Here is a 21,383-nt window from a genome sequence, read left to right as displayed (position 1 = left end):
GAATTAATGAGATCAAATACACCTTTCCTATTGTAAAAAAAGATGATTATAAAAGGGCAATGGTTTTGCGAGTAGATAAAAGCCCCGACGGCGACGGCGTTATCTTACTAGCTGCCTATTTTCGATAATTTTGTCCCCCTCCTTTGTGAGGGGGCTTTTCGACAAAATTAGGAGGCTAAAACGGTGAATAGTAAACATCTTGATTTGGTAGACAGAGTAGACAGAAAAAAACTGCCGAACCATATAGCCATAATAATGGACGGCAACGGCCGGTGGGCCCAAAAACGCGGGCTTCCCCGAATAGCAGGTCATTGGGCCGGTGCGGAAAACCTGCGCAATATAGTAGAATTTTGTTCCGAACTAAACATAAAAGTCCTGACCGTTTTTGCTTTTTCTACGGAAAACTGGAAGAGGCCCCTGGATGAGGTAAAATCTATTCTCAACCTTCTAGTATACTACCTGAAAAAAGAAGTAGACAATTTAAACAGAAATAATATAAAATTAATGATAACAGGAGAATGGCAGGAACTGCCACCCAGGGTCAGGGCGGAAATAGAAAAGTCTATCGAATTAACTTCGAGTAATACTGGATTGATACTAAACGTGGCGTTAAATTACGGTTCCCGGCGCGAAATAGTGCGGGCATGTAAAGACGTATGCCGGATGGTTGCAAGCGGACAGTTGAGCCCCGGGGACATTGATGAAAAACTGTTCGAACAGCATCTTTTTACTGCTGGACTACCGGATCCTGACCTTTTGATCAGGCCCAGCGGAGAACTGAGACTTAGCAATTTTCTTTTATGGCAGACAGCATACTCGGAATTGTGGTTCTGTGACACCTACTGGCCTGACTTTAAGAGGGAAGACCTGATCAATGCTATACTTGACTACCAGCGCAGGGAACGGAGGTTTGGGGGTTTAACAAAATAAATGGATGAAGGTTTTATAACCAGAGTCTTAAGCGCTATAGTTGGGATTATTTTGCTGTGGTTCATAATTAACAGAGGAGAAGCAATCTTTTTATCTTTTATAGTACTGATGAGTGCAGTCGCAAATTGGGAACTGCACAGGGCCTTTAAAAAATCCGGCAAAGATCCAAACATAATCTACAGTACGCTGACGGGTACATTACTAATGGTTACCGTCTATTTTCTGCCCAATGTAAATACGATATTTTTGCCGTTCTTGATTATAATAATACTGAGCTTTTTCTCAAATATGGTAAATTACGACCGAAATAGAATGGAAGATATTGTATACACGATATTTTCTTTTGTGTATACTTTCATCCCTTTTACCCATATTATCCTGATAAGAAACCTTCAGTACGGCGTGGCTTTCGTATGGTGGGTCTTTGTAACGACATGGAGCTGTGATACGTTTGCTTACATCATCGGAATGCTCATCGGAAGCCGCAAGCTTGCACCCGACATAAGCCCAAATAAAAGTATCGAAGGTAGCATAGGCGGTATATTTGGAAGCATTGCAGCTAGCTTTTTGTTCGCCAGATATGCATTGCCGCAGATATCGGCATCTGACGCAGTGATAGTGGGGTTGCTGGTTGGAATCTTTTCGCAGATTGGTGATTTATCCGCCTCTCTCATTAAAAGGTTCTGTAAAATAAAGGATTTTTCAAATTTGATCCCAGGCCACGGCGGAGTTTTGGATAGATTCGATAGCGCTCTTTTTTCTTTTCCGGTCGCATATTATTATATTATAATCGCTATTCAAAAGGGTGGTTTTCATTGGGTTTGAAGGCGGATTATAGACCTCTTGTCTACTTAGGGCTTGCCATAGCTGTAGTATCTATCGTAATCGCTATTGTCCTAAAATATTTACTACCTTTTGCAGTAGGTATGTTAATAGCTTTAATGATAGACCCGATCGTAAACCGCATTGAATTGAAACTTAAAATCAGCAGGGGCATAGTTGTTATTTTGGTGCTTAGTGCAATCTTCTCAGCTCTAGGATATCTTATAATCCTGGCCATATCCAGACTCACCTTTGAACTAGGGAAGTTGATAAACATTCTCCCGAGCTACACTGATTTCTTGAGCGCAATTTTGAGCGACATTGGTTCATTTATGTTTTCAATTTACGATATTATTCCGAAAACAGTCCTTGATTATCTATTAAAGAATTGGGGCCAGATTATCAGCTATTTGACAGGCTTTTTGTCAAACTTTTATACTTTTCTCGTGGAAAAGCTAGGTTTAATACCCAATATTCTGGTATTTCTCATTTTTACCTTTCTTTCCAGTTACTTTTTTGCGAAAGACAAAAAAAGAATAATGATATCCATAAGAAAAATATTGCCGCATAATTTTTATAAAAAGCTGGAGAACATACAATTGGAGCTTCTCATATCCTTTGTAGGTCTGATAAAGGCTCAGATAACATTGGTAATGATCTCGACACTTATTACAATTGCAGGGTTTTACATTCTAAAGGTGGACTATGCATTGACCCTCGGGATAATCTGCGGGGTTCTCGATGTACTTCCAATCTTCGGACCGAGCATAATTTTTATTCCGTGGGCTGTTTTTTCTGCAATTGTTGGGAATATAAAATTTGCCATAGCATTGATCGCCCTATATCTGGTGGTAGTCGGATGCCGCCAAGTTCTGCAGGCAAAAGTCATAGGAACCCATCTTGGGCTGGATCCCATTGTGGCTCTCATATCAATCTATGTTGGAATAAAAATTTTCGGTTTTCTCGGATTATTCATAGGGCCGCTGGTGGTGGTTATTGTAAGAGCCGTAATTCAGTCGGGTTTAATCCCGCCGCTGGTGAACAGAACTTAAATGTCTGGAAGGTGAAAAATATTGAACACTATTATAGTTTCTATTATAGTTTTCGGCGTCCTAATTTTTGTTCATGAATTTGGCCATTTTATAACGGCAAAATTGTGCGGTATAAAGGTAAACGAGTTCAGTATGGGCTTTGGACCGGGTATATTCTCAGTTAAGAAAGGTGAAACCTTGTATTCCATCCGCATGCTGCCTCTAGGCGGTTATGTCAGGATGGAAGGTGAGGACGAGAAAACGCAAGATCCTAGAGCTTTCAGCAATAAACCGGTCCCAGCGCGAATGGCGGTAATTATTGCCGGCCCCTTGATGAACCTGGTGCTGGCTGTAATTCTGATAGCAATAATAGGATTTTTTGCCGGTGTACCCACTACAAAGGTTACAGTGATGCCTGGTTCGCCTGCTGACATTTCTGGAATTAAAGATGGGGACGTCATATTGACCGTCGATGACCGCAAAGTTGGTTCGTGGGATGAAGCTGTTAACCTTATAAGTCAGAGGCCTAATCAGACATTGAAAGTGGAAGTTTTAAGAGATGGCAGGAAAATGGCTTTTAACGTCAAGACATCGGTGGACCCCGATACGAAAAGAGGTATAATCGGTATTAAAACAGTAATCACACGATATTCTCTTCTGGAGAGCCTAAAGTCGGGTATTCAGAAAACACTGTGGGTATCGAGTATGATTTTCGCCTCAATCCCTCAATTAATAGGGGGGAAGGGGGTAGCTGATCTGGTCGGCCCCTTGGGTATTGTGCATCTAGTCGGTGAAGCTGCAAAGGTTGGCGTCTTTAATGTTCTATATCTCACCGCATTTATAAGCATAAACCTGGGACTTATCAACCTTTTACCAATACCAGCTATGGATGGGAGCCGTTTGGTTTTCCTTGTGGTTGAATTCCTCAGGGGAAAACCCGTTGATCCGGAAAAAGAAGGGCTAATTCACTTTATTGGTTTTGCGTTGCTAATGATATTGATGTGTTTTGTGTTATACAGGGATTTTGTGAGATTGTACATGTAAAGGCATATAAAGGCATACAAGGGGAGTTCAAAGTGAAAGAGAAGTATTTGATAAAAAGGCGGAAGACAAAAAAAGTATATGTGGGCGGGATAGGTATAGGGGGAGACTTTCCCGTTACCGTCCAGTCGATGACGAATACAAAAACCCACGACGTCAGGTCCACTGTCAATCAGATCCTGGCTCTTGAGGAAGCAGGATGTGATCTGGTGCGCGTTGCCGTACCCGACATGGCGGCGGCCGAAGCAATAGCCGAAATAAAGAAAAATATCCACATTCCGCTGGTGGCTGATATTCATTTCGATTACCGGTTGGCGTTGGAGGCAATAAAAAACGGAGCCGATAAAGTGAGAATAAATCCAGGTAACATAGGAGGGATAGACAGGATAAAAAAAGTGGTTGAAGCCGCCAGGGAAAGATGCACCCCTATAAGGATAGGGGTGAATTCCGGTTCACTGGAAAGAGACATACTGGATAAATACGGGGCCCCTTGCGCCGAGGCCTTGGTAGAAAGCGCTCTGAGGAATGTAAGCATTCTTGAAAGTCTTGATTTTGGCGATATTGTAATTTCGATAAAATCTTCCGATGTACTAACCACCGTAAAAGCTTATGAGCTGCTAGCGCAGAAGGTGGATTATCCTTTTCACCTCGGAGTAACCGAAGCGGGAACTAAATTTTCGGGTACGGTGAAATCCTCGGTCGGATTAGGGATACTGCTTTACGAAGGAATAGGAGATACCATCAGAGTATCGCTGACCGGCGATCCTGTTGATGAAGTTAGGGTCGGCAAGGATATACTCAAAAGTTTGAACTTGATCGAAAGCGGTGTCAATCTCATTTCATGCCCGACTTGTGGCAGGTGCGAAATAGATCTAATAGGTATTGCAAGGGAAGTCGAGGACAAACTGAAAGATATAAAAAAACCTATCAAAGTGGCCGTTATGGGTTGCATAGTAAACGGCCCCGGGGAAGCCAAGGAAGCCGATATCGGTATAGCCGGCGGCACCGGTAGGGTAGCGGTCTTTAAAAGAGGGCGCATATTAAAAACCGTCCCGGCAAGCGAAGCGGTCGAAGTCCTGATTTCAGAGATACGCCAAATGTTGGAGGAAGATAAATAAGTTACCCCGGTATTTTGGACTTAAGCGGACAATACTTTTCTACTCACAATATTTTGAGAACTGAATAAAAAAGAGTGACTGTGAGAATCATATTTTTTTCATGAATCATTTCAGAAAAATCTTAAGACGCCATTTTTACTTATTTTCATGATTTTACATGGTATTGTTTATATTTCTATAGATTCATCATTGTTTAATAACATTTTAAGATTCGAAAGGCTAGTACTAAAATGAATAGGAGAATTCCTGTTTTTATAAAATTACTATTTTTACTGCTATTTATCAATGTTTTTTTGCTAATATTTACAATCTATTCGACAAATTCAACTCCTGAGAAATATTTAAGAAAGATATTAAAGGATATAGAAATCGGTAGTGTTTTAGAATACAAAGAAAAGAATAAGTTATTAGAAATAAAGAAAGTTTTTGATATGGCAAAGAAAGTCGGATTGGGAAATATAGGTTATCATATTTCATATTTAGATAGTAAGTATAGGGTATATGTTTATTTCTTGGAAGATTACAGCAATAATAGTTTTAAAAAGAAAACTCAAGCTTCGGGTAAAGCAGATGATATAAAACTTAGTAGAATAATTCTTGATTTTAAATTAAAAAGGAAATACCTACTCCTTTACGAACTTGAAGATGTTTCGGTTGTAAATTCCGATATAAACGAATTGGGGAATGTATATGGAAAATAAAAATATTTTATTATGTGAACATTGTGGAAGGGTAATAGAAAGCAAGGATGATTTAGTGGTAGTGTTTTATTTTCTTACTTTATCAGCATACCATAATGAATGCTTTGGAAAGGGAGCAAAAAATAACCCTTTTTTAAGCAATGTTCCTATAAACGGAAATATTTCCAATATCGGAACTATATTTTTGTCTTTATTGAGTATAGTAATGCTTTTAATTAGCCCTGTATATGAAACCAAGATATTATTTTCAATGATGGCAATAATATGGCTGTTGATAAGGATTTATGCGTGGTTCAAGTATGAAAGCATTTTTGATTGAGGCTTTGTACTTGCCCGGGGATTCCCAGTTCTTGTAAAAGTTGTCAACTGTTTGACAAAAAAATACATATCTGATAAAATAACTTAAAAATAAAATAAAGCTAAAAACGGGCGTTGATGGAGGCCAGTAAGAAGTCCACCCGATGAAAAGAGAGCGGTCCCAGCGGCTGAAAGGTCCGCCATCGGGAGCTTCCGAACCCACCTCCGGAGTCTGCCGGAAACGGCCGGTCAAATGTACCGTTATCTAAATGAGTAACTCTTTGCTTTCCTTTTTTAAGCAGGGTGGTACCGCGAAAAACCTTCGCCCCTTCGGTGCGAAGGTTTTTTTAATAAATTTTTTCAGGAGGAGAAGTGATTATGGAAGATAAATACGTCAAAGAAATTACGGCTAAGTCAGAGGATTTTTCTCAATGGTATGTGGACGTTATAATTAAGGGCGAACTTGCTGACTATTCTCCGGTCAGAGGCTGTATGGTGATAAGACCGTATGGCTACGCTATCTGGGAAAATATGCAAAAACTTTTAGATCGTCGTTTTAAAGAAACGGGTCACAAAAACGCCTACTTCCCTCTTTTCATACCGGAATCGCTGCTCAAAAAAGAAGCCGAACACGTGGAGGGCTTTGCTCCTGAAGTTGCCTGGGTGACCCACGGAGGGCAGGAGGAACTCGCAGAGAGGATTGCCGTCCGCCCGACCTCCGAGACTATCATATGCAGCATGTACTCGAAGTGGATAAAATCCTGGAGGGATCTGCCTGTCCTTATCAACCAGTGGTGCAGTGTGGTTAGGTGGGAGAAGAGCACGAAGCCTTTCCTTAGGACCGCCGAATTTTTGTGGCAGGAAGGACATACCGCTCACAGGACCGAAGAGGATGCCGAGGAAGAAACACTGCGCATGCTAGAAATTTACCGCGACTTTGTCGAAACTGAATTGGCAGTGCCGGTCGTAAAGGGAAGAAAATCGGAGAATGAAAAGTTTGCAGGCGCCTTAAGGACGTATACCATTGAGGCTATGATGGGTGACGGTAAAGCCTTACAAGCAGGAACGTCTCATAATTTAGGACAGCATTTTTCGAAGGTGTTTGACATTACATTCCTGGACCAGGACGGCAAACTGAAGTACGTCTGGCAGACTTCATGGGGAGTATCGACTCGCCTGATAGGTGCAATTATAATGACCCACGGGGATGACAGAGGCCTTAAGCTCCCGCCCAGAGTTGCACCAATCCAGGTGGTTATAGTACCCATTTTCGGTCAGCAAAAAGAAGAGATTCTCGAAAAATCCAGGTCGCTCTATCAAACGCTAAAGAATAATAACTTTAGAGTGGAACTGGATGACCGCGACGAATATACGCCCGGATGGAAGTTCAACGAATGGGAAATGAAAGGTGTCCCGGTAAGACTCGAAATAGGGCCTAAAGATTTAGCGCAAAATCAGGTGTTGTTGGTGAGAAGGGATACAGGGGAAAAAATATCAGTAAAGGAAGCGGATTTAATACCTTATCTGACCGACTTACTTGAGGGCATCCAGACGAATATGTATAAACAAGCCAAGAAATTCATGGAGGAAAATACAAGAGAAGCTCTCAATTTTGAAGAACTGAAAGACATAATAGAGAACAAAAAAGGGTTTGTGAAAGCTATGTGGTGCGGCAGCGGAGAATGCGAAAAACGGGTGAAGGAAGAGACCGGTGCAACCCTCAGGTGCATCCCCTTTGATCAGGAACAAATTTCAGATAAATGTGTGGTCTGCGGAAAAGAGGCGAAAAAAATGGTTTACTTTGCAAAATCCTATTGATGGAAGGTTAACGGGAAATGAGGATGACAGAAATTTTTCCAGCTACATTATTTAACCTCCCGGCCGGGATAACCGGCCGGGCGGCGAGTTACCTTTATAAGGGCGGTATTTTGCGAACGGGAGAAACCTCAACCTTGTTTACTCTAGGTGTTAAGGTACTGCGGAATATAGTGGAGTCGATAGAAGGGTATTTGAAGTCATCGGGCTTTAAGGAGGTGATTCAGAAACGTCCTTCTTACATGGATTTACAAAAAGAGGTAACTTCACCGAAACAGCTACCTCTATTTTTTTATAGTTTTTCTGCCGGTGGGCTTCAACTGGACTTATACCAGATCGGTGAAAGCACGACTACTATCAAACATACGATTAACAATATACTGGAAAGATATTCCCTAGATATTATTGATGTGGACAGTGCTGAGAATAAAATATCAAAAGTAGTAATGTTGCAAGGAGCTCCTCTTGAATTCTTTAAATGCCCTGCCTGCCGGTACTCGACAACCGGCGATTTCCCTTTAGATTACCATATTAAGGCTGCTCCCACAGAGGAAGAAAAATCTGTAGAAAAAGTTTATACTCCAGATAAAAGGACGATAAAAGATCTGTGCGACTTTCTAGGGGTAAAGCCTGAACACACTATCAAGACGATGATATATAGAGCGCTCGTAGACGGCGAAGAGATCTTTTTTGCAGCACTGGTTCCGGGTTCAAGAAGTGTTGATGAGAAAAAATTGAAAGTGGCACTCGGCGCGCAAGAACTTGATCTGGCCAATATCGAAACCGTCGAGCGGTTGACGGGAGCTCCGCATGGCTTTGCAGGGCCCTGCGGCTTAGATGGGGTTAAAATAATTGCCGACACAGAAATTTCCGGCATGAATAACGCAGTGACGGGAGCTAATGAAAAAGATTATCATCTCATTAACGTAAATCCCGGACGAGATTTTCACATCGATATACTGGCTGATATAAAAGAAACATCAGAGGGGGATCCATGTCCCGCTTGTGCAAAACCGCTGAAAAAGGGATCGGGTATTGAAGTAGCTGAATGGAAACAGATCTCCTCCGAGGGCAAAAAAATGGAAGCGGGCGCTCTTTTCCTTGAGAATTTAATTCTTGCAATCGCGGAAAAGCACTGCGACGACAGCGGCCTGATATGGCCGGATTTTATAGCGCCGTATAAAGTCGTCGTAATACCCGTCAACACTAAAGATGAAAGGCTGCTCGACCGCTCTATAAAGGTCTATGAGGAGCTTAATAAAATAATGCCGACGATTATCGACGATAGGCCCCAAAGCCCGGGGGTGAAATTTAAAGATGCAGAATTGCTGGGGTTTCCCATCAGGATAACGATAGGCCCAAGATCCCTGGAAAAAGGCGTGGCAGAAATAAACTTGAGGAGAACCGGCGAAATGGTGGAAGTTGAATTCGGCAGAATAACGGAGAAGGTATGCGAGATGTTGAACTTTCCACCTTGCAGCGGGTGTTGAATTTTTATAACAACTATGGTACATTTTTTTTGCAAACTGTTTAGAAAGGGAGATTAAAATGCCGGTGGCGGTTGTAATCCCGGCCTACAATGAGGAAAAGACCGTAGGAAATATACTTCAACTTTTAAAATCAATAGAGTTCATCGATGAAATCATCCTCGTGAGCGACGGTTCCACCGACAATACCGCTTCAATCGGTAAAAGCTGCGGCGTTAGAGTTATAGAACTCACGCAAAATAGCGGAAAAGTCGGTGCCGTCCTGCATGGTGTAAAAAGTACCGATGCAGACGTGATACTCCTTTTGGATGCCGATTTAATAGGCCTAAAAAAAGAACACGTTTACAATCTTTTAAGGCCTGTTTTGGAAGAAGGCGTAGACATGACCGTGGGAATTTTTAGAAACGGCAGAGGAGCTACTGACCTCGCGCAAAAAATAGCCCCTTTCTTATCGGGCCAGCGGGCTATCAAACGGCGGGTTTTCGATAAATTGGATGGGTACGGCGTGAAAGATTACGGCCTCGAGATGGCCCTAACCATTCTGGCAAAAAAAGAAAATTTAAAGGTACAACCGGTGATACTGAAGGACCTAACCCATGTTATGAAGGAGGAAAAGCGGGGGTTGATAATGGGTGGGTTAGCCCGGATGAAAATGTACTGGGATATTTTATCCTGCATACTGAAATTAAGGCTAGAGGTGTTTTAAGTGGGGCTAACTCAAGCGGAAATAGTATTGAGACTTTTTCTCTCAATACTGCTGGGAGGTATAATCGGTTTAGAAAGGGAGAGCATCAATAGGCCCGCTGGATTTAGGACTCATGTTCTAGTCTGCGCCGGTTCAACTCTGACAATGCTGGTTTCCTTATACATGTTTGAAAAGTACCGTGCGCTTACACCTATGGATCCAGCCCGTATTGCCGCTCAGGTGGTAAGCGGCATCGGATTTTTAGGGGCCGGAACCATCATAAGAGTAGGTCCAACGGTGAAGGGCCTGACCACCGCAGCCAGTCTCTGGACCGTGGGCTCAATCGGCCTTGCTGTGGGCAGCGGATTTTATCTGGGCGCAATCGCCGCCACCTTTTTAACCTTCGTGACCCTCATTTCTCTTTCAAGAATTGAAAACTTTATAGTTGGAAAAAAGTTTCTACAACCCCTGTCGTTAGTCGTCTACGACAAGCCGGGCCAGATAGGAAGGATAGGGACAATCCTAGGAGAGATGGGGGTTGGGATAAAAAAAATAAGGATTGAAAGTACAGAAAATAGCAGAATGGTTATTGTGCTTTTACTCCGGCTGCCATCGAACGTTAGCCTGGATGAAGTGATCGCACGACTTTCTCAAATAGAGGGAATTTACAGTATTGAAACATAAACTGGGGGATATTTATGACCAGGTTGGGTATGCTGCTTAATCTGTCCAAATTTGGCGATGAAGAAAAGCGACTGCTTGAAAGTACGACTGTGAAAAAAGTCGCCGTAATTACGAGTGAAAGAACAGTGAAAATTGAGCTTTTGCCGGAGGAAGACCTATCTCAGGATTTGATTTCTAGAGTTAAGCAGGAGTTAAAGCAAAAACTAAAAGGGTGTTGTGCGGTACAACTATGCTTTTCTGAGAAAATTCAGTGTGCAGCGAAGGATGTTACTGAAGTTATTCAGGGGAAATGGGATGAATGTTTAAAAAATCTTTTCAGAAAGGTAGCTTCCGCAAGAATATGGATGCTTAACAGTACATATGAGTACGATAGAGGTACTCTATTTATTTATATTGAGAAAAACGGAATTGAGTATCTTCAGAAGAAAAAGTGCAGCCGCATAATTGAGGAATTTTTCCAAAAACTCGGCATTAAACTGAAAGTTTTATTTAAAGAAAAAGAACAGGTAGAGTATTACGATATATCCGAAGAAGACCGGCAGCTGGTTGAAGCTTTACTAAATAGCGATGAGCTAAAAACAGAAGCCCCCTCGAAAGACGATACCCCTTCGGATATGATCTTTGGCAGAGATGTGGAGGGGGAACCGGTTCCATTAAAGGAAATAGCCGGTGAGGTTAAAGAAATAATCGTGAGCGGGTGGGTTTTTGAATTATCCTGTCGTGAAATTAAAAACGATACCAAACTGGTTACTTTTGGACTGACCGACGGCACAGGTTCCCTAGCAGTAAAAATCTTTGCCTCAAACGAAAAAAAATGCGCGGTAGAAAGAATACAAGAAGGAATCTGGGTAAAAATTAGGGGGAAAGTGGAAAAGAACAGCTACTCCGGAGAGCTGGAATTAATCCCCCTGGACATTAAGAAAATACCAAAACCTCTGAGGTCGGACAACAGCGGTGAAAAAAGGGTGGAGTTACATCTTCACACAAGATACAGCGCCCTGGATGCGGTTTGTTCCCCAAAAGAGGTCATAGAATTGTGCAAACACTGGGGGCATAAAGCCGTGGCCTTTACCGACCATGGGGTAGTCCAGTCTTTTCCCGAGGTTTATGAAGCTGCAAAAGCAACCGGGATCAAAGCGATTTACGGTTTGGAGGCCTATATATTCGACGATGAATTCCCGGTAATAGCCGAGCCTCCTGAAGGAAACATAGATGATTTTGTATACGTCGTAACCGATATTGAGACCACAGGTCTGTCCTTGGATGCGGATGAAATAATTGAAATAGGTGCAGTTAAAGTTTACAGAGGCCAAATCATAGACAGGTTTCATTCTTTCGTCAACCCCGGCAGACCTATCTCTTCTCATATAACCAACCTGACGGGGATTAACAACGCCATGGTCAGTCAAGCACCGCCCGTTAAAGATGTAATGTCGGATTTCTTGCGTTTTATCGGTAATGGTATTTTCGTCGCCCACAACGCGGAATTCGATGCGGGTTTTATCAGAAGAGATTGTAAAAAATTTGGTATGAAATTTGACAATAAAGTAATGGATACATTAAATCTTTCAGCTCTTGTTTTTCCAGAACTTAAGAACCACCGCCTGGACACCATAGCTAAAAAATTTAACATAAATATGGGAAGCCATCACAGGGCTGGTGACGACGCCAACACGACAGCGTTGATACTTATCGAGTTGCTCAAGAAACTGAAAGAACAAGGAATAGATGACCTCTCTATGATAAATCAGGTCAACAAAAAGGCTACCCAGTATCTCAATTCCTATCACGCTATTATACTCGTTAAAAACAGCCAGGGATTGAGAGATCTTTATAAATTGGTGTCGATTTCTCATCTGGAGTATTTTTACAGACATCCACGCATTCCAAAAAGCCTTTTAAAAAAATACAGAGAGGGGCTTATTGTAGGGTCAGGTTGCGAAGCTGGGGAATTATTTCAGAGTTTGATCTATCATCACTCTGACAAGGATATAGAGCGAATAGTCTTTTTTTACGATTTTCTGGAAATTCAACCCTTACAGAATAACAAATTTCTGATAGAAAAAGGCATACTTTCAAACGAAGAGAAACTAAAGGAGATAAATAAAAGGATTTACCAGCTAGGCAAAAAGTACAACAAACCCGTGGTTATTACCGGCGATGTACACTTTTTGAATCCAGAGGATGAAACCTACAGGAAAATTTTGCTGACGGTTCAGGGATATCGGGATAATAATCTCGACTCCGGGCTTTACCTCAAGACCACCGAAGAGATGTTGGATGAATGCCGATACCTGGGAGAGGAAGCCGCTAAAGAAGTGGTCATTGAAAATCCCAACCGCATCGCCGACGAGATAGAAGACGGAATAAAACCGGTCCCCGACGAACTTTATCCTCCCAAAATCGAAGGAGCCGATGAAGAAATCATTAACATGACATATAACAGGGCCAAAGAAATTTACGGCGAAGAGCTCCCTGAAATCGTAAAAAAGAGAATAGAGCGGGAACTGAATTCGATAGTTAACAACGGGTATTCGGTTATATACCTTATTGCTCACAAACTTGTCAAAAAATCGCTGGATGACGGTTATCTTGTAGGCTCCCGGGGTTCTGTAGGCTCATCTCTGGTGGCGACCATGTGCGGCATTACGGAAGTCAACCCCCTGCCGCCGCACTACCTGTGCCCGAAGTGCAAAAACTCTATTTTCCCCGACAATGTCGAAGGAATTGTGGGGCCGGACCTTCCCGATAAAATATGCCCTGTTTGCGGATGCCCTATGAAAAAGGACGGGTACAACATCCCATTTGAAGTATTTATGGGCTTCGAGGGAGACAAGGTGCCGGATATCGACCTTAATTTTTCAGGAGAATACCAGCCAATCGCTCACAAGTATACTGAAGAACTGTTCGGTAAAAACAATGTATTCCGTGCCGGCACGATTTCGACCATCGCGGAAAAGACCGCTTATGGCTTTGTGAGAGCCTACCTTGAAGAAAAAAGGATAACGGCATCCGAGTATGAGATAAAGCGCCTTGCTGCAGGTATCACCGGGGTAAAGCGTACAACCGGCCAGCACCCTGGCGGATTGATGGTCGTTCCGAAAGACAAGGAGATATTTGAATTTACACCTATTCAGTACCCTGCCGACGACAAAGAATCTGGAGTTATCACTACCCATTTCGACTACCATTCAATAAGCGAGCGGTTACTTAAACTTGATCTCCTGGGCCACGACGATCCTACGGTTATAAAAATGCTTGAGGAGGAGACAGGTATTGACGCAAAAAAAATACCGCTGGATGACAGAGCTACAATGGCGATATTTTCCTCATTAGAACCCCTGGGATTGAAACCTGAAGATGTAGGAACTACTGTAGGAACGCTGGGAGTCCCCGAATTCGGAACACGATTTGTGAGGCAGATGCTGGAAGAAACGAGGCCGACTACTTTTTCAGAACTGGTCAGGATAAGCGGTCTTTCCCATGGCACCGACGTATGGCTTAACAACGCTCAAGACCTGATAAAAAATAAGATGGCTACTCTTAAAGAAGTGATCGCTACCCGCGACGACATAATGATACACCTGATAGAAAAAGGTATAGATCATAAAACGGCTTTTACCATAATGGAAAAGGTTAGAAAGGGTAAGGGGTTAAAGCCTGAAGAGGAGCAGATTTTAAAAGAAAACGGCGTTGAACAATGGTTTATAGATTCCTGTAAAAAGATAAAGTACATGTTTCCTAAAGCTCACGCGGTGGCCTACGTGATAATGGCCTTCAGGATAGCTTACTTCAAAGTTCATTACCCCGAAGCCTTTTATGCTACCTATTTTACCGTAAGAGCCGATGACTTCGACGCAAAACTTATCCTCCAGGGCCCTAAAAAAATAAAAGAGGTTATTGAAGAAATAAATAAAAAGGAAAAGAACGCAACGCCGAAAGAAAAGAACCTGCTGACGATTCTGGAAGTTGCCAACGAGATGTATATGAGGGGAATCCAGTTCATACCGATAGATCTATATAAATCGCATTACAGTAAATTCATTATCACGAAAGAAGGTATACTCCCTCCTCTTAATGCTTTACCGGGCCTGGGACTTTCGGCGGCTCAGAGCATATACAATGAGAGGCAAAAGGGCGAATTTGCCTCCATCGAAGACCTTCGGATGCGCACAAGAGTGACGAAAAACGTGGTGGAAATCCTCCGTCAGAGCGGGGTACTAAACGGTCTCCAGGAAACTAACCAGATAAGTCTTTTTTAAATATTGTAATAAAAATCGACATATGTTATAATAGTCTAAGGTAATATTAGGATTGTAACGTTGAGAGTGGGTTAAATCCCACTCTTTCATATTAATAAATCATTTCAAAAGGGTGGAGGTAAATGCAAAAAAGTCAAATATTGAAAAAGGTATGGGATATAGGAGAACGGGTTATACACGATAGGGGCTTTGAACTGGTGGACGTTGAGTTCGTGCAGGAGGCGGGTTCCTGGTATCTTCGATATTACATCGATAAACCGGGAGGAATAACTCTGGACGATTGTCAGGAAGTGAGCGAGGAAATAAGCCGGCGTTTGGACATAGAAGATCCCATTCCCCATAGCTATATACTGGAAGTGTCGTCACCAGGTGTTGAAAGACCGTTAAAGAAAGAAAAAGACTTTTTAAAGTACATCGGTTCCGAGGTCGAAATAAAGGTCTTTGAACCCATAGCAGGGAAAAAGGCTTTTACGGGGACGCTTATAGATTATAAAGATGGATCCGTGGTATTGAGGGTCGATTCTTCAATAATTAATATACCTCATGAAAAAATATCCTCTGCTAAACTCAAATTTAAATTTAATTTTGATGGACAGGAGAGGAAAAAATGAACATAGAATTTATTGAGGCTCTCGACCAAATTGAAAAAGAAAAGGGTATTTCAAAGGAGATACTCCTGGAAGCCATTGAAGCGGCGCTGGTTTCAGCTTACAAAAAAAATTACGGCACATCGCAAAATGTAAAAATAAACATTGACCGCGAAACAGGAGAAGTAAAGGTTTATTCTCAGAAAACCGTCAAAGAAGACGTGAAAGATCCTCTTTTGGAAATAAGCCTTCTCGATGCAAAAAAAATTAATCCCCTGGTCAAAATAGGTGATATAATCTCTGTAGAGGTCACTCCTAAAAAATTCGGGCGAATTGCAGCTCAAACGGCAAAACAGGTGGTAATGCAACGCATTAAAGAGGCTGAAAGAAACATAATTTACGAGGAGTTTGCGGGAAGAGAGACAGATTTAGTCACCGGTGTTGTCCAGCGTTTTGACAAGAAAAACGTAATTATCGACTTGGGAAAAACCGAAGTGATTTTACCTCCAAACGAACAGATTCCGAATGAAACGTATACTCCCGGAGAAAGGATCAAGGTCTACATTCTGGAGGTCAAGAAAACCACCAAGGGACCGGTAATCATAGTATCCAGGTCCCATCCGGGGCTGGTAAAAAGGCTTTTTGAACTTGAAGTCCCCGAAATTTACGAAGGGATTGTTGAAATAAAAAGCATCGCCAGAGAAGCAGGCTCTAGAACAAAGGTAGCGGTTTATTCAAAGGACGAAAATGTAGATCCGGTAGGAGCCTGTGTCGGACCGAAAGGGACCAGAGTTCAAGCTGTTGTAGAGGAATTAAAGGGAGAAAAAATCGATATCATAAAGTGGAGCAAAAATGTAACCGAATACATTTCCAATGCACTTAGTCCAGCCAAAGTCATAAGCGTAGATGTTGAGGAAGACAGCAAAATCGCCCGCGTGCTGGTTTCCGACCAACAACTTTCCCTTGCTATAGGTAAAGAGGGACAAAACGCAAGACTCGCGGCAAAACTCACCGGCTGGAAAATAGATATAAAGAGTTCAAAAACCGATTCAAGAGGGGATGAAAATGAGTCCTAAAAAAATACCCCTTAGAATGTGCCTCGGGTGCAGGCAAATGAAACCCAAGAAAGAACTTATTCGTATCGTGAGAACACCGGAAGGTTTGATAGAGCTGGATCTAACGGGGAAGCGTTCCGGCAGAGGAGCCTATTTTTGCAAAGACACCAAGTGCCTGGATAAAGCTTTAAAGGAAGATCGCCTCTCCAAAGCACTGGATCACGAAGTATCCAGTGAGACGATAGAAAAATTGAAGGAGGATTTAATTAAGAGTGAGGCCCTCTGATATTCCACCCTTACTTGGCATTGCTCAAAAAGCCGGCAAGGTCGTGTCCGGTCAGGAAACGGTGGAAAGGGCAATAATTTCCGGAAAAGTTCATCTGGTTATAATATCAGAAGATGCTTCAACCAATACAAGGGACCGGTTCTGTAGTTTATGCAGGTCCCGCGGTGTAAATTGTATAATTTTCGGTCACTCTGAGATTCTGGGCAGATCCATTGGTAGGGATGGCAGGAAGGTTATCGGCGTCACCGATCGGTATTTTTCAAAAGAGATATTAAAGCGGTTTAACGCGATCAAATCAACGGAGGTGGGGAATATTGTCGAAAATTAGAGTGTACGAACTGGCAAAAAAGTTAGGAATATCCAGTAAAAAACTAATTTCCATACTCGAAGACCTGGATGTGGAAATTAAGAACCATATGAGCAGTCTGGAAGACGACATGGCCCAGCTGATAATGGATCTGGTCTCCGAAGAAAAAGGCAACAAGAAAACAAAAACCGATAAAAAAGAAATTAATAATAAAGACGTGCAAAAAAGCGCCGACCTTCCCAAAAAGTCGGAGGAAGAAAACAAACCAAGGGTTCAGAAAGTAGTACTTCCTTCCAAAATAAGCATCCAGGATCTTGGCACCCGAATTAATATTGAACCCGTTAAGTTAATACGAAAATTAATGGATTTTGGCCTCATGGTTAATATAAATGCCGAAATAGACTTCGAGTCGGCAAAAAAACTGGTAAAAGAATTCGGTTATGAAGCCGAAGAAGAAAACCAGCAGCAACTTTTAAACCAGCAGGAAGAAGAACAGGACAGACCTGAAGATTTAAAACCCAGACCTCCGGTAGTAACAGTAATGGGTCATGTAGACCACGGTAAGACGACGCTCCTAGATGCCATAAGAGAAACTAAAGTTGCGGCGTTGGAAGCCGGCGGCATTACACAGCATATCGGTGCATCTCAGATAGAAAAGGATGGAAAGACAATAGTATTTCTGGATACCCCCGGCCACGAGGCTTTTACTGCTCTCAGGGCGCGTGGAGCGAAGGTCACCGATATAGTCGTTCTGGTGGTAGCCGCCGATGACGGAGTAATGCCCCAGACTGTAGAGGCTATTAATCATGCAAAGGCAGCCGGTGTTCCCATTATAGTGGCGGTGAATAAGATAGATAAACCAAACGCCAATCCGGAAAGAGTAAAGCAGCAGCTGACGGAATACGGTCTCATCCCGGAGGAATGGGGGGGCGACACTATATTTGTCAATGTTTCCGCCAAAAACCGCATTGGTATCGATCAATTGCTAGAAATGATCCTGCTGGTTGCTGAAATGGCTGAACTCAAGGCCAATTATAACAGAAAGGCCGTTGGGGTAATAATCGAGGCCAAGTTGGACAAAGGGCGAGGTCCTGTTGCAACAGTATTAGTACAGAAAGGTACATTGAGAGTCGGAGACGCGATAGTAGCCGGTTCAGCTCATGGAAAAGTTAGGGCAATGCTTGATTCCAGGGGTAAGCTAGTAAAGTCGGCGGGCCCCTCTATTCCAGTAGAAGTAATGGGGTTTTCGGAAGTACCCAACGCGGGCGATATCCTGAAGGTAGTATCCAGCGAAAAAGAAGCTAGGGAAATTGCGGAAAAATACAAGGAAATTTATAAAGAAAAAGAAATGGTAGCTACCCCTAAGGTCTCGCTAGACAGGCTTTTTGACAAGATAAAACAGGGTGAAGTTAAGGATTTACACATCATATTAAAAGCCGACGTCCAGGGATCTCTCGAAGCGCTGAAGCAGTCTCTGGAAAAGTGCTCTACAGATCAAGTACAGGTGAAAATAATTCACGGTGGCGTTGGTGCTATAAACGAGAGCGACATACTGCTGGCTTCCGCTTCTAATGCTATTGTCATAGGTTTCAATGTAAGACCGGATTCCAACGCAAAGAAACTGGCCGAACAGGAAGACATAGATATCAGGACTTACAGGGTTATTTACGATGTGGTAGATGACATTCAGGCGGCTATGAAAGGCCTGCTGGAACCGGAATATAAGGAAGTAGTACTCGGGAGAGCTGAAGTAAGGGCCTTGTTTAAAGTACCAAATGTGGGTACAGTTGCCGGATGTTATGTAACCGAAGGTAAAATAACGCGGAACTCCACCATCAGGGTTATCAGGCAGGGAGTAGTGGTCTATGAAGGCAAGATCCTCTCTCTGAAAAGGTTTAAGGACGATGTGCGTGAGGTAATGAGCGGATTCGAATGCGGTATTGCGATAGAAAAATTTAACGACCTGAAAGAGGGAGATGTACTGGAGGCATTTATAAACAAGCGCGTCGACCAACAATAAAACTGGGGAGGCAGTAAGGTGGAATTTTCCAGGACCGATAGGGTATCAGGAGAGATAAAAAAAGCAGTTAGTGAAATAATAAACAATGACCTCAAGGACCCCAGGATTCAGGGCTTAATCTCCGTGACAAAAGTCGAAGTCTCAAAAGACCTTAGGCACGCAAAAATCTTTCTCAGCATATACGGCGAAGAATCGGTAAAACAAAATGCTTTGGAAGGAATAAAGAACGCTGAAGGTTTCATAAGGAGAGAACTGGCGAACCGCATAAGGCTGAAGTTTATACCACAACTGAATTTTAAGCTCGATGATTCCATCGAATACGGAATCCACATATCAAAACTGTTAAAAGACATAAATTCCAGCGGAAACGAGGATTAACCGTATGGATTTTTCGATGTTTAAAAACCTGCTAACTAAATACGATTCCTTTATAATCACCTCCCATGTAAAGCCAGATGGAGATGCCCTCGGTTCGGTTCTGGCTCTTACCATGGCACTGAAAAAATATGGAAAGAAAGTGTTGCCAATTATAAACGATGAAGTTCCAAAAAAATACAGATTTTTGCCACGGTGTGGGGATGTGCGCCCCTTTATCCCGGAGGTGGATAAGGCAGAAGTAATGATCTGTCTGGACTCAGGCGATCCAGAAAGGCTTGAATTTAAAAGAGACCTCCGGGATATATGCCAGCTTGTTGTCAATATAGACCATCACAGGACCAATTCTATGTACGGTGACATGAATCTGGTAGATGACAGCTATTCTTCTGTAGGCGAGATGGTATACTTTCTGTTGAAAGCCCTTGATATAAGCATCGACTACGATATTGCTGTTTGCCTTTACACTTCCATTATTACCGATACCGGTTCCGTAAAATATTCCAATACAACACCATCTTGCCTTAGGATACTTGCCGAATTAGTGGAACTTGGTGTCAAACCTGAGGTCATTAGCAGAGAAGTTTTTGAAAAGAAAAGCCTTGAATCCGTTATGCTGTTAAAAGAAGTCTTGGGGACCTTAAGGGTTTGCGAAGACGGTAAATTAGCCTACATGACTGTTACAAAGAACATGATGAAAACAACAGGAGCAAAAGAAGAGGATATTGATGGTTTTATAAATTACGCTAGGGAAATAGAGGGTGTTGAAGTCGCGATAATTTTCAAGGAACAGGAAAATTTGAAAGTAAAAGTAGGACTTAGGGCCAACGAGTGGGTAGACGTTAGTAAAATAGCTGAAGAATTCGGCGGCGGAGGCCATGCCAGAGCTGCCGGTTGTACTATAGAAGGCCCGATGCATAAAGTGCAGGAATTGGTCTTGGCATCGATCAAAAAATATCTTAAAGAGGGATTTCGGTGAACGGTATAATTAATTGTTTAAAACCGCCCGGCATGACATCTCACGATGCCGTAGACTTTTTGAGAAAACAACTCGGCATTAAAAAAATAGGTCACGGAGGAACGCTGGACCCTGGCGCAGCCGGGGTTTTACCGCTTTTCGTAGGGAAAGCCACAAAAGCAGTGGAATTTTTTGAAGAAACTACAAAAGAATACGTTGCCGAAATGACACTGGGGACGACAACGGATACGGGAGACAACCTAGGTCATGTCTTGGAAACTAAAGAAGTTGATGTTGATGTATCCTCAATACTTGAAGTACTAAGGAGGTTTGTCGGAAAAATAGAGCAGATACCCCCCATGTATTCGGCCGTACACTACAAAGGCCGTAAACTTTACGAACTTGCCCGTAGGGGCATTACCGTTGAGCGTCAACCCAGAACCGTAGAAATTTTCTCCTTAGAACTGATAAAATTCGAAAAGCCCAGGGTGCTGTTTAGGGTCAGCTGTTCTCGGGGCACATACATAAGGACATTGTGTGAGGATATTGGACGGGCTTTAGGGTGTGGTGCACATCTTTCGTGCCTTGTAAGAACTCGGCTCGGGCCGTTTCAAATATTCCGCTCATTTACCCTGGAGGATATAAGGACTTGCGTGTCGCAGGGTGAGGTCCAGAAAATCATCATCCCAATAGACGAAGCTCTCGCTCCCCTTATGCCTTCCACTAGAATATGGTTAAAAGATCAAAAATTATTTTTCAGAGGAGCATTGTTTCCCGCTAAAAAAATTTCAATGGAACAAAACGCTAAATATGCAAGAATTTACGATCAAGATAATAGGTTTTTAGGAGTTGGAGAGATACTGACGCGGGAAGATAATATCTACCTTAAAGTTATCAAATCTTTTCAATGAGGTTGAGGAAC

20 protein-coding genes are annotated in these 21,383 nt (G+C 42.5%); all 20 read left to right on the top strand.

Annotated features, from left to right (window positions below; all coding sequences use genetic code 11):
• Window positions 1–183 precede the first annotated feature (183 nt).
• The 20 genes from TOCE_RS06255 to truB all read left to right on the top strand — a co-directional run bounded on the left by TOCE_RS06255 (window position 184) and on the right by truB (window position 21,372).
• Window positions 184–930, top strand: a complete 747-nt coding sequence (locus TOCE_RS06255; protein WP_013276048.1) for an undecaprenyl pyrophosphate synthase — start codon at window positions 184–186, stop codon at window positions 928–930.
• A complete protein-coding gene (locus tag TOCE_RS06250; RefSeq protein WP_013276047.1) occupies window positions 931–1,755 on the top strand; it encodes a phosphatidate cytidylyltransferase in 825 nt (274 codons plus the stop codon).
• Complete coding sequence (gene ytvI / locus TOCE_RS06245) at window positions 1,746–2,804, top strand: sporulation integral membrane protein YtvI (RefSeq protein WP_013276046.1); 1,059 nt, start codon at window positions 1,746–1,748, stop codon at window positions 2,802–2,804. The genes TOCE_RS06250 and ytvI overlap by 10 nt, the downstream gene beginning before the upstream one ends.
• Window positions 2,805–2,825: 21 nt before the next feature.
• Window positions 2,826–3,827 carry an RIP metalloprotease RseP gene (gene rseP, locus TOCE_RS06240; protein ID WP_013276045.1) on the top strand — a complete coding sequence of 334 codons (1,002 nt, stop codon included), beginning with the start codon at window positions 2,826–2,828 and terminating at the stop codon, window positions 3,825–3,827.
• A gap of 32 nt (window positions 3,828–3,859) precedes the next feature.
• A complete protein-coding gene (gene ispG / locus TOCE_RS06235) occupies window positions 3,860–4,942 on the top strand; it encodes a flavodoxin-dependent (E)-4-hydroxy-3-methylbut-2-enyl-diphosphate synthase (RefSeq protein WP_013276044.1) in 1,083 nt (360 codons plus the stop codon).
• Between the two features lie 230 nt (window positions 4,943–5,172).
• Window positions 5,173–5,643 carry a hypothetical protein gene (locus tag TOCE_RS06230; RefSeq protein WP_013276043.1) on the top strand — a complete coding sequence of 157 codons (471 nt, stop codon included), beginning with the start codon at window positions 5,173–5,175 and terminating at the stop codon, window positions 5,641–5,643.
• Entirely contained in the window at window positions 5,633–5,962 is a 330-nt protein-coding gene (locus tag TOCE_RS06225) for a hypothetical protein (protein WP_013276042.1), read from the top strand. The genes TOCE_RS06230 and TOCE_RS06225 overlap by 11 nt, the downstream gene beginning before the upstream one ends.
• 356 nt (window positions 5,963–6,318) lie before the next feature.
• Window positions 6,319–7,758, top strand: a complete 1,440-nt coding sequence (gene proS / locus TOCE_RS06220) for a proline--tRNA ligase (protein ID WP_013276041.1) — start codon at window positions 6,319–6,321, stop codon at window positions 7,756–7,758.
• Window positions 7,759–7,775: 17 nt separating this feature from the next.
• The gene (locus tag TOCE_RS11660) at window positions 7,776–9,245 is read left to right on the top strand and encodes a proline--tRNA ligase (protein ID WP_013276040.1); all 1,470 of its coding nucleotides are present in this window, start codon (window positions 7,776–7,778) and stop codon (window positions 9,243–9,245) included.
• Between the two features lie 58 nt (window positions 9,246–9,303).
• Window positions 9,304–9,948, top strand: a complete 645-nt coding sequence (locus TOCE_RS06210) for a glycosyltransferase family 2 protein (protein WP_013276039.1) — start codon at window positions 9,304–9,306, stop codon at window positions 9,946–9,948.
• Window positions 9,949–10,611 (top strand): MgtC/SapB family protein, encoded by a 663-nt coding sequence (locus TOCE_RS06205; RefSeq protein ID WP_013276038.1) that lies wholly within the window; start codon window positions 9,949–9,951, stop codon window positions 10,609–10,611. It begins immediately after the preceding gene.
• A gap of 14 nt (window positions 10,612–10,625) precedes the next feature.
• Complete coding sequence (locus TOCE_RS06200; RefSeq protein ID WP_013276037.1) at window positions 10,626–14,873, top strand: PolC-type DNA polymerase III; 4,248 nt, start codon at window positions 10,626–10,628, stop codon at window positions 14,871–14,873.
• Window positions 14,874–14,995: 122 nt separating this feature from the next.
• Complete coding sequence (locus tag TOCE_RS06195) at window positions 14,996–15,484, top strand: ribosome maturation factor RimP (RefSeq protein ID WP_013276036.1); 489 nt, start codon at window positions 14,996–14,998, stop codon at window positions 15,482–15,484.
• Entirely contained in the window at window positions 15,481–16,536 is a 1,056-nt protein-coding gene (nusA, locus tag TOCE_RS06190; protein WP_013276035.1) for a transcription termination factor NusA, read from the top strand. Before TOCE_RS06195 ends, nusA begins: the two co-directional genes overlap by 4 nt.
• Window positions 16,526–16,801 carry an RNase P modulator RnpM gene (gene rnpM, locus TOCE_RS06185; RefSeq protein ID WP_013276034.1) on the top strand — a complete coding sequence of 92 codons (276 nt, stop codon included), beginning with the start codon at window positions 16,526–16,528 and terminating at the stop codon, window positions 16,799–16,801. Before nusA ends, rnpM begins: the two co-directional genes overlap by 11 nt.
• Window positions 16,788–17,129, top strand: coding sequence for a L7Ae/L30e/S12e/Gadd45 family ribosomal protein (locus tag TOCE_RS06180; RefSeq protein WP_013276033.1), 342 nt, complete (start codon window positions 16,788–16,790; stop codon window positions 17,127–17,129). Before rnpM ends, TOCE_RS06180 begins: the two co-directional genes overlap by 14 nt.
• Complete coding sequence (gene infB / locus TOCE_RS06175) at window positions 17,116–19,128, top strand: translation initiation factor IF-2 (RefSeq protein WP_013276032.1); 2,013 nt, start codon at window positions 17,116–17,118, stop codon at window positions 19,126–19,128. The genes TOCE_RS06180 and infB overlap by 14 nt, the downstream gene beginning before the upstream one ends.
• A gap of 18 nt (window positions 19,129–19,146) precedes the next feature.
• On the top strand, window positions 19,147–19,506 hold the full coding sequence (gene rbfA, locus TOCE_RS06170; protein ID WP_013276031.1) for a 30S ribosome-binding factor RbfA: 360 nt from the start codon (window positions 19,147–19,149) through the stop codon (window positions 19,504–19,506).
• Between the two features lie 4 nt (window positions 19,507–19,510).
• Window positions 19,511–20,482: a DHH family phosphoesterase gene (locus TOCE_RS06165; RefSeq protein WP_013276030.1), complete on the top strand. Its 972-nt coding sequence runs from the start codon at window positions 19,511–19,513 to the stop codon at window positions 20,480–20,482.
• Window positions 20,479–21,372, top strand: coding sequence for a tRNA pseudouridine(55) synthase TruB (gene truB, locus TOCE_RS06160; protein WP_013276029.1), 894 nt, complete (start codon window positions 20,479–20,481; stop codon window positions 21,370–21,372). The genes TOCE_RS06165 and truB overlap by 4 nt, the downstream gene beginning before the upstream one ends.
• Window positions 21,373–21,383 lie beyond the last annotated feature (11 nt).

The sequence above is a fragment of the Thermosediminibacter oceani DSM 16646 genome, from assembly GCF_000144645.1.
GTDB classification, from domain to species: Bacteria; Bacillota; Thermosediminibacteria; order Thermosediminibacterales; family Thermosediminibacteraceae; genus Thermosediminibacter; species Thermosediminibacter oceani.
Note: the sequence above shows the minus strand (reverse complement) of the source record. Positions and strands in the feature narration are given on the sequence as shown.

Bases quoted from the DNA above. Each gene is read 5' to 3' on its own strand.
- TOCE_RS06250 (WP_013276047.1), top strand. From the start codon at position 931: ATGGATGAAGGTTTTATAACCAGAGTCTTAAGCGCTATAGTTGGGATT.
- TOCE_RS06230 (WP_013276043.1), top strand. From the start codon at position 5,173: ATGAATAGGAGAATTCCTGTTTTTATAAAATTACTATTTTTACTGCTA.
- TOCE_RS06225 (WP_013276042.1), top strand. From the start codon at position 5,633: ATGGAAAATAAAAATATTTTATTATGTGAACATTGTGGAAGGGTAATA.
- proS (WP_013276041.1), top strand. From the start codon at position 6,319: ATGGAAGATAAATACGTCAAAGAAATTACGGCTAAGTCAGAGGATTTT.
- TOCE_RS11660 (WP_013276040.1), top strand. From the start codon at position 7,776: ATGAGGATGACAGAAATTTTTCCAGCTACATTATTTAACCTCCCGGCC.
- TOCE_RS06210 (WP_013276039.1), top strand. From the start codon at position 9,304: ATGCCGGTGGCGGTTGTAATCCCGGCCTACAATGAGGAAAAGACCGTA.
- TOCE_RS06200 (WP_013276037.1), top strand. From the start codon at position 10,626: ATGACCAGGTTGGGTATGCTGCTTAATCTGTCCAAATTTGGCGATGAA.
- TOCE_RS06195 (WP_013276036.1), top strand. From the start codon at position 14,996: ATGCAAAAAAGTCAAATATTGAAAAAGGTATGGGATATAGGAGAACGG.
- nusA (WP_013276035.1), top strand. From the start codon at position 15,481: ATGAACATAGAATTTATTGAGGCTCTCGACCAAATTGAAAAAGAAAAG.
- rnpM (WP_013276034.1), top strand. From the start codon at position 16,526: ATGAGTCCTAAAAAAATACCCCTTAGAATGTGCCTCGGGTGCAGGCAA.
- TOCE_RS06165 (WP_013276030.1), top strand. From the start codon at position 19,511: ATGGATTTTTCGATGTTTAAAAACCTGCTAACTAAATACGATTCCTTT.